Genomic DNA, 7,893 nt, shown 5'->3' with positions numbered 1-7,893 from the left:
CGTTCGGTTCGCGCGAACCGCGCGGCCCCCGTGCCCGCCCAGCTGCCGGACGACATCGCCCACGCCGAGTTGTGGCTGCCGCCGCCGGTGAAGCCGCCGCAGATGCGTTCGCGGGTGGCGGCGTCACCCGCCGCGAACAGGCCGGGGACGGATGTGGCGCAGGTGTCGTCGACGACGTCGATGCCGCCGGTTCCGCGCACCGTCCCCTCGGCGAGCATGCTGACCTCGAAGCGGTCGGTGAACGGGTTGATGCCACGACGGTCGAATTGCAGGAAGAAGTTGGGCTGGCCGAGCCGCATCTGGCGTTGCACGTCGTCGTCGGCGCGGTCGAGTTGGGCGAACACCGGCTCGGACAGCAGCGTTTTCGCGATCACCGAACGCCCCTTTGTGGAGCCGGCGCCCTCGAGGATGCGTCCGTCGGCGTGGAAGAACGTGGCGTAGCCGTAGTAGGCGGTCTTGGTGATGGTGGAGTTGGCGGGGACGATCGCGTACGCATTGGAGAACTCCATGCCGGAGAACGTGGCACCCACCTCGGCGGCCATCAGCGCGCCGTCGCCGGTGTCGACGTTGGTGCCCAGGGCGCGGGACAGGAACGCGCAGCCGCCGCTCGCGATCACGACGGCGCCCGCGGTGATCCGGTAGTCGCGGTCGTCGTGGCGCTGGTAACCCGCCGCGCCGCGCACCTGGCCGTCGGTGTCGACGAGCAGTTCGAGGGCCGGCGAGTGGTCGAGAATCCGGACGCCCGCCTTCTTCACCCATGCCCGCATCCGCCGCATGTATTCGGGCCCTTGGAGTCCGGTGCGGATCTGCCTGCCTGTGTCGGGGTCGACGGGGAACGGGTACCGGCCTTCCTCGGCGAGGAGATTCATGTTCGCGTACGTCTGGTCGAGGACGCGGTCCATCCAGTGGTGGTCGGCGAGATGGCCGCCGAGCGTTTCGCGGCTGGCCTTGGCCTTCGCCCGCGCGGACGGGTCGGGGTCGACGTACCAGACGCCGGTGCCCGAAGGCGCGGTGGCGCCGCTGGTTCCGCAGTACCCCTTGTCGACGAGGACGACGTCCGCCCCGGATTGCCGTGCGCGCAGCGCGGCCCACGTTCCGGCGRGGCCGCCGCCGATGACGAGGACGTCGGTGCTCAGGTCGAGAAGTTCGGTCATGAAGGGCGCTCCTGTCGAGGCGGAACAACTGCCCTTCAACGCTTCCGCACATCGGCCCGCGCCGCCATCGTCAGAATCAGCGTGAGCTGAACGCCCGTGCGCCTTTCTGGTTGTCCCAGCTACCAAAAAGGCGCACGGGCGCTACGCGCCTTTGCCGTAGTCGACGCTCAGCCAGTGCTCCGGCCGCATGCGGATGACGATTGCGCTGTCGTCGTACGCCTCCTCGACGAAACTGTCGACCTCCTCGGCGGGGAGGTAGCGGGTGGCGAGTTCGCGGACGACGTCGGCGGTGGGTGATTCGTCGAACTCCGCCGGACCTTCGACGCTGACGTACCGGTAGGGCGGCTTCTCGTCCTGGGCGACGAGGCTGAAGCGGCCGGCGGCGCGGATCAGCCGCTCTTTCAGCGACCCGCGTCCGGTCCAGACGTACACCTCGCCGCCGGGTTCGTAGCCGTACCAGATGGGCACGGCGAGCGGTGCCCGCCCGTCGCGGTCGACGGCGATCACCCCCACGTGTACGTCGGCGAGGAACTTCTCGCGCTGTTCACTGGTCATCGACAACTGCGACATGTCAGTCTCCGCTCTGGTGTTCGGGTTTCGACGGTGGTGCGGGGTCGAGCAGCTGGGCGAGGTGTTGCGACGATCGGGTCGGGTCGAGTTGCCGTACCTGCATGTGGCAGCTGAACCCGTCGGTCAGCACGACTGCGTCTTCGGGACTGTCGCGCAGTGCGGGGGCGAGTGCCTGTTCCGCCACCTGCATGCTGAGGTCGTAGTGGTCGGCCTCGAACCCGAAGTTTCCTGCCACGCCGCAGCAACCGGTGGCCTCGCGGACGCGTTCGACCCCGATTGCCTGCAGGGCCTTCCGCTGGCCGGCCGCGCCGAACACGGCGTATTCGTGGCAGTGGGTCTGCACGGTGACGTCGTCGGGCAGCGCCACGCTCGGGGTCCAGCCTGCCTGGGTCCGCTCGAGGACGGCGCCCGCGAAGCTTTGCACGCGGGCGGCGACGCGTCGTGCGGCGTCGGTGTGGACGAGTTCGGGCAGGTCCTTGCGGAACGCGGCGGCGCAGCTCGGTTCGAGGACTACGATGGGGCGGTCGGTGCCGTCGTCGAGGAGTTCCGCCGCCTTGGCGAGGGTCTTCTTGGCCTGCTTCAGCTGTCCGGTGGAGATCCAGGTGAGCCCGCAGCAGACGTCGCTGCGGCACTGCGAGCTGAGGCCGGCCTCGGCGAGCACCCGCGAGGCGGCGCCGACCACCTCGGGGCGGAATCCGCGGGTGAACGTGTCGGCGAGCACCACGACGTCCGCGGTGCCGTTCTGCGACGTCTCCCCGACCTCGCGGCGGATCTGCTTGCGGGACGCGAACTCCGGCATCGACCGGTGCGGGGTGAGCCCACCCAGTTTGGCCGCGACCTTCGCCAGCCGGCCTGCGGTGAGCCGATTCACCACGGGGGCGGACCGTTCGGCGATCTTCAGCCACACCGGCAGCCACCCGAGGGAGTAGTGCGACAGTGGACGCACCCGGCCGCGGTAGTGGTGGTCGAGGAATTCGGACTTGTACGTGGCCATGTCGACGCCCACCGGGCAGTCGGTGGAACAGGCCTTGCAGGACAGGCAGAGGTCGAGGGATTCCTTGACGTCCTCGGAGCGCCATCCGTCGGCGACGGTCGGCGAGTTGCGGACCATCTCCTGCAGGGCGCGGGCCCGGCCGCGGGTGGAGTCCTTCTCGTCTCCGGTCGCGCGGAAGCTGGGGCACATCACCCCGCCGGTCGAGGCGCGGCAGCGGCCCACCCCGATGCACCCCTGGACGGCGTGGACGAACGGTGCGACGGGGACGTCGCTGGTGGGGGTGAGGTCGAAAGTCGTCTGCCACGCCCGCGGGTTCACGCCGTCGAGAGCCAAGCTGCCCAGCAGCGGTTCGGGGTCGACGATGCTGCCCGGGTTCAGCACGGCCGCCGGATCCCAGAGCCGCTTGAACGTCGCGAACGCCGCCATCATGGTGGGCGTGTACATGATCGGCAGCAGCGCCGACCGTGCGCGACCGTCGCCGTGCTCCCCCGACATCGATCCGCCGAACCGCACGCACAGTTCTGCGGCGCGGTGGATGAACCGCGACATCACGTCCCGGCCCTCTTCGGTGCGCTGGTCGAAGTTGATGCGGATGTGCATGCACCCGGCGCCGAAGTGCCCGTACATCACGCCGGTGAGCCCGAATTCGGCGAGCAGGGCCTTGATGTCGACGAGGTAGTCGGCCAGCTGGTCGGGTGCGACGGCGGAATCCTCCCAGCCCGTCCAGGATTCGCCGCCCTCGACGAGTCGGGCCGACAGTCCGGCGCCGTCCTCGCGCACCCGCCACAGCGACGCGCGTTCCGCCGGGTCTCCGACCACCCGTGAGTCGACGAGCCGTCCGGCCGCCCGCAGCTTCGAGACCAGTTCGGCCCCGCGCAGTTTCACCTCGGCGAGGTCCTCGCCGTCGAGGTCGACGTACAGCCAGGCCTCGCCGTCGGGCAGCCCGACAACGGAGTCGGCGCCGCGCAGGTGCCGCATGGTGTCGACGATCGCCGAGTCGATGCCCTCGATCGCGGCGGGTGAGTACGCGAGGATCAGCGCGTTGTCGCGGGCGGCGTCCACCAGGTCGCGGTATCCGAGGCACAGCAGCATGGCTGCGGGCGGCACCGGCACCAGCGCGACGGTCGCGGCCACGATCACCGCGCACGTCCCCTCGCTTCCCACCAGGGCGCGGGCCACGTCGAAGCCGTTCTCGGGCAACAGGTTCGCCAGGTGAAATCCCGATACCTGCCGTGGGATGCGGCCCAGCTCGAGCCGGAAGTCGCCCAGATGCTCCTGCGTGAGCGCGTCGAGTCCGGCGGCGATCCGCCCGGCCTCGCTCACTGCGGATGAGTCTTCCGGATCGGTGGCCCACAGCCCGTCGTGGGTGGCGGTCAGCCGGTGCCCGTTCGCCGTCACGAGATCGAGTGCGACGACGTGATCGGACGTGCGGCCGTACCGCACGGAGTGGTTGCCGCAGGCGTCGTTGCCGATCGCACCGCCAACGGTCGCGCGGGACTTGCTGGACGGGTCGGGAGCGAAGGTGAACGCGCCGTCCGTCGCCAGTTGCACGTCTTTCTGCAGGTCCGTGAGGACGATACCGGGTTCGACGACGGCAGTTCGGGTGGACGCGTCGACGGCCCGTACCTGATTCATGTGCCGAGAGAAGTCGAGCACCACTCCCCTGCCGATCGCGTTGCCCGCCAGTGAAGTACCGCCACCCCGGCTGGTGATGGGGATGCCGCGGTCGGTGCAGGCCCGGACGATCGCCACCACGTCGCCGGCGCTGCGCGGAAATGCGACGGCCAGCGGCGGCACCCGGTAATTGGAGGCGTCGAAGGAGTATTCGGCGCGCCGCCGCGATCCGGTGTCGAGGTCGATGCCCAGCTCGGCGAGCTCGGCGTGCAGGTCGGCGGCGGGACGTGTCAGCTCAGCCACGCGTCGATCTGTCCCGTCTCTTCGGAGTCAGCTACCGGAATTCTCGTCAGCGGGGCCATGGCTACATGGTCGAGCCGCTCCCGAAGATTGTCAACAATCCACTCGGTGAGCCGGGTACGGTTCGGAGGGGTGAGCGTCGTGCGAACGCCGTCACCCGCCCAGCGACTGTTGGCTGTGCGGGTGGGAGCCACGGCCTGGGTACTCATCGCCCTGTATTTTTTCGCGGAGGTCGTGACCGCACGCGCCTGGCCGCGGCCGTACGAGGTGCGGACCAATTCGGTCAGCAATCTGGGTGTCACGGGCTGCGACGGCTCCGCAGCCCAGGCTGCGGCCGCGCGGCTGTGCTCACCGCTGCACACGGTGATCAACAGCGCTTTCGTGCTGACCGGGGTGCTCATTCTCGCGGGAGCGGTGGGCCTGCGCGAGTTCCTGCCACCGGGACGCCTGCGCCGGGCCGCGTTGACGCTGCTCTGCCTGGCGGCCGTCAGTGCGGCCCTGACGGGCGTCGTTCCGATCAACGTGGACGCCCACCTGCACCAACTGGTCGCGACCCCGACGTTCGTCGCCCGCAACGCCGCGATGATCGTCATCGCGATCGCGCTGTATCCGCGTTGGCGCATCTTCGCGCTCTGGACCGGTGTGTGCTGCCTCGTCGGTGTCGTCGGAATGGTGGCGATCCTCCTCCCCGGCGAACCGTTCGGCATCACCGAACGCCTGGCCCTGTACCCGTTCACGGTGTGGGTCGTGACCGCCGGTGTCGCGGCGCTCCGCACCCGTGCGCCGTTCCGGTCGCCCTGACTACCAAAAAGGCGCACGGGGCGCCGAAGGCGCACCATGGAGTGATGTCCACAGCTCTCACGCATGCCGCCGCCACCCAGCAGTTCGCGGAGAACGGCCGCATCTCCATCGAACCCAATCACAAGCGCATCCGGGTGTTCTTCGGCGGTCAGGTGGTCGCCGACACCACCCGTTCGGTGTACCTGTTCGAGAAGGGGCACCTGCCCGTCTACTACATTCCCCGCGACGACGTGAACTTCGACCTCCTCGAGCCCGTCGACGCGACCACGACGTGCCCGTGGAAGGGCAAGGCCCGGTACTGGGATCTCGTCGTCGGCGATCGTCGCGCCGAACAATCCGTGTGGGGTTACGACGTGAAACTGGACGACTCCCTCGACCTCAGCCCGTACGTCGCGTTCTACTGGCACAGGATGGACGCCTGGTACGAGGAGGATCAGCAGGTGTTCGTCCACCCCCGCGACCCGTATGTCCGGGTCGACGTGCTGCCGTCGTCCCGGCACGTCGAGGTGTTCATCGGCGACACGCTCGTCGCCGACTCCGTCCGCCCGCGACTGCTGTTCGAGACGTCACTGCCGGTGCGCTACTACGTTCCCCGCATCGACGTGCGGTCCGAGTTCTTCACCGCCTCCGACACCAGGACGTCCTGCCCGTACAAGGGGACGGCGTCGTATCTATCGTTCACCGGGTCGGACGGCTCCGACCCCGTCGAGGATGCCGCTTGGTTCTACCCGTTCACCACCGCGGAGGCGTCGGGCATCGACGACCACGTGTCGTTCTACCCCGACCGCATGCGGATCGTCGTGGACGGCACAGAGGTGGAGAACTGACGTCAATCCCGAGGGGGCAACGGGGGTAGTTCCAGATTGTCCCGGAACGTGCCGCCCACGTAGTCGTTGCCGACGATTCCGCGACGCCGCAGTTCGGGCAGCAGGCCGTTGACGACGAAGTCCCGGGTTCGTTCCTCGGCGAGCCCGCCGAGGGAGATGACGTCGAGGACACCCGCGTCGTAGCGTTCCTGGAGGGCGTCGGCGAGTTGTTCGGGTGTTCCCGCGACCGCCCAGTGGCCGGTGTCCTTGGACGCGATGATCAGCTCGCGCAGGGTCCGCCCGGAGGCGGCGAGCCGGCTGAAGATTTCGACCCGGCCGCGGCGGCGGTTCACCGACCGGACGTCGGGCAGGACGTCGGCCGGGATCGGCTTGTCGAGCGGCAGCCCGGACAGGTCGAGGTCGCCACCGAGCATGTCCTCCAGCCGGATCCGGCCGGCGTCGAGGTCCGTCGCCTCCTCCTGTTCCCGGACCAGCCGGCGCACTTCCTCCTCGGACGCGCCGTAGGTGGCGTGGAAGGAGCTCATGATCAGCGGCAGTCCGTCGGCGCGGCCCAGTTCGGTGGCCCGCGCCCGGATGCTCTTCGTGTAGGTGACGGCGTCCTCGAGGGTGGGCAGCGACGTGAACACGACCTCCGCGAATCGGGCCCCGAGTTCCACCCCGGCCGCGGATTGGCCGGCCTGGAATTGCACGGGACGGCGCTGCGGTAGCGGCGGGATGTTCAACGGTCCCTTCACCGTGAAGTACCTGCCGGCGTGGTCGATCGGCCGCACTCGTTCGGCGTCGAGTGTGGTTCCCCCGGCACCGTCGGACGTGAGCGCCCCGGGTTGCCAGCTGTCGAACAGCGCGTTGATTACCTCGAGGGATTCCGTGGCGCGGGCGTAGCGTTCCTCGGGGCTCGGCAGGTCGCGGTCGCTGTAGTTCTCCTCGCCCAGTGAGGACGTGACGGCGTTCCAGGCGGCGCGGCCGTTGCTGACGTGGTCGAGGGTGCCGACCAGCCGCGCGAGGTTGTAGGGGTGGTGGAACGTGGTGGTCACCGTCGCGATCAGCCCGACATGCGACGTCACGGCGCTGAGTGCCGACAGGAAGATCAGCGGTTCCTGCGCGCCGATCGCGCCCTGCGCCCCGAAACTCAGGAGGTCGGCGGCGAACAGCGCGTCGAACTTGTTGGCCTCGGCGATCTTCGCGATCTCGATCGACGACGCGACGGTCGACTGCTGCGGATCGATGGCGGCGGCATAGGTGCTCACGGCGCCGCTGACTCCCGTGACCGTTTTCAGCGGCCGCCGTCGTGGGGTGCTCATCGTCGAAGCCTAGGAACGACGGCCGGGTCGGCCCAGCGTTTCGATCAGGCGGATTCTGACCGCCCACGGGACGTTCCGGTTACCGTCGGGGTGTGCTGTTCTCGCAGATCGTCGCGACGTCCCGGGACGTGGGGGCCACGCGCTCGCGCAAGGTGAAGGTCGGGGCGCTGCGTGAGGTCCTCACCCAACTGGAGCCGGCCGAGGTGGAACCGGTGGTGGCGTGGCTGTCCGGGGAGCTTCGGCAGGGCCGGATCGGGATCGGCTGGCGGACACTCGCCGACATTCCCGCCACCCCGGCCGACGTGCCGTCCGTGACGGTGCCGGAACTCGAC

Annotated in this window: 6 protein-coding genes and 1 pseudogene; 3 read left to right on the top strand and 4 right to left on the bottom strand. The window is 69.2% G+C overall.

Annotated elements, in window-relative coordinates; translation table 11 throughout:
* The 3 genes from AC1D1G_RS38010 to AC1D1G_RS38000 all read right to left on the bottom strand — a co-directional run.
* The coding region (locus AC1D1G_RS38010; protein ID WP_477956159.1) for an FAD-dependent oxidoreductase at window positions 1-1,154 on the bottom strand (1,154 nt) is incomplete at its 3' end.
* Window positions 1,155-1,295: 141 nt separating this feature from the next.
* Window positions 1,296-1,724 (bottom strand): pyridoxamine 5'-phosphate oxidase family protein, encoded by a 429-nt coding sequence (locus AC1D1G_RS38005; RefSeq protein ID WP_105413566.1) that lies wholly within the window; start codon window positions 1,722-1,724, stop codon window positions 1,296-1,298.
* A 1-nt stretch (window position 1,725) separates the two neighbouring features.
* Window positions 1,726-4,635: an FAD-binding and (Fe-S)-binding domain-containing protein gene (locus tag AC1D1G_RS38000; RefSeq protein WP_477956158.1), complete on the bottom strand. Its 2,910-nt coding sequence runs from the start codon at window positions 4,633-4,635 to the stop codon at window positions 1,726-1,728.
* 57 nt (window positions 4,636-4,692) lie between these two features.
* Here AC1D1G_RS38000 and AC1D1G_RS37995 point away from each other — a divergent pair, with 57 nt between their 5' ends.
* Both AC1D1G_RS37995 and AC1D1G_RS37990 read left to right on the top strand, forming a co-directional pair.
* Window positions 4,693-5,433 (top strand): DUF998 domain-containing protein, encoded by a 741-nt coding sequence (locus AC1D1G_RS37995; RefSeq protein ID WP_477956157.1) that lies wholly within the window; start codon window positions 4,693-4,695, stop codon window positions 5,431-5,433.
* 44 nt (window positions 5,434-5,477) lie between these two features.
* Window positions 5,478-6,260 (top strand): DUF427 domain-containing protein, encoded by a 783-nt coding sequence (locus AC1D1G_RS37990; protein ID WP_477956156.1) that lies wholly within the window; start codon window positions 5,478-5,480, stop codon window positions 6,258-6,260.
* Between the two features lie 2 nt (window positions 6,261-6,262).
* On the opposite strand, the gene AC1D1G_RS37985 is transcribed toward AC1D1G_RS37990, so the two are convergent.
* Window positions 6,263-7,561, bottom strand: a complete 1,299-nt coding sequence (locus tag AC1D1G_RS37985) for an NtaA/DmoA family FMN-dependent monooxygenase (RefSeq protein WP_477956155.1) — start codon at window positions 7,559-7,561, stop codon at window positions 6,263-6,265.
* A 92-nt stretch (window positions 7,562-7,653) separates the two neighbouring features.
* Between AC1D1G_RS37985 and AC1D1G_RS37980 the strand changes: the two are divergent.
* Window positions 7,654-7,893 (top strand): annotated as a pseudogene (locus AC1D1G_RS37980) (ATP-dependent DNA ligase); the annotation flags it as partial.

The sequence above is a fragment of the Rhodococcus sp. P3_B8 genome, assembly GCF_056402775.1.
This window is presented reverse-complemented; position numbering and strand designations above follow the sequence as displayed.

Bases quoted from the DNA above. Each gene is read 5' to 3' on its own strand.
- AC1D1G_RS38005 (WP_105413566.1), bottom strand. From the start codon at position 1,724: ATGTCGCAGTTGTCGATGACCAGTGAACAGCGCGAGAAGTTCCTCGCC.
- AC1D1G_RS37995 (WP_477956157.1), top strand. From the start codon at position 4,693: ATGGCTACATGGTCGAGCCGCTCCCGAAGATTGTCAACAATCCACTCG.
- AC1D1G_RS37990 (WP_477956156.1), top strand. From the start codon at position 5,478: ATGTCCACAGCTCTCACGCATGCCGCCGCCACCCAGCAGTTCGCGGAG.
- AC1D1G_RS37985 (WP_477956155.1), bottom strand. From the start codon at position 7,561: ATGAGCACCCCACGACGGCGGCCGCTGAAAACGGTCACGGGAGTCAGC.